The organism is Bacillus sp. SIMBA_031, from assembly GCF_046535225.1.
GTDB lineage: Bacteria > Bacillota > Bacilli > Bacillales > Bacillaceae > Bacillus > Bacillus velezensis.
The window spans coordinates 1-273 of record NZ_JAWRXC010000221.1 but is presented as its reverse complement, the minus strand read 5'-3'; the positions used below and the strand labels follow the sequence as shown (position 1 = coordinate 273).

1 protein-coding gene is annotated in these 273 nt (G+C 64.8%); it reads left to right on the top strand.

What is annotated here, in order from left to right; genetic code table 11:
• Positions 1-27: 27 nt before the first annotated feature.
• Positions 28-273, top strand: a 246-nt coding sequence (locus SB724_RS20095; RefSeq protein ID WP_410572600.1) for a thiamine phosphate synthase, incomplete at its 3' end; no start/stop codon positions are given.

Sequence of the window (273 nt, the reverse complement as noted above, 5' to 3'; positions counted from 1 at the left end):
CGATCAGGCGGCAAGGATCAGCGTGGCGTGAAGACCTTCGACCTCTCCCTCTATCTCGTCCTCGATCCGGATCTCTGTGCCGGATACGGGCTTGTCGAAACCGCGCGTGCCGCCGTTGCCGGCGGGGCGACCATCGTGCAACTGCGCGACAAGACGGCGGACACCCGGCAAATGATCGAAACCGGCCGGGCTTTGCAGCATGTGCTCACGGGCAGCAACGCGCTGCTCATTGTCAACGACGATGTCGAGGCGGCGATCGCGCTCGGTGCCGAC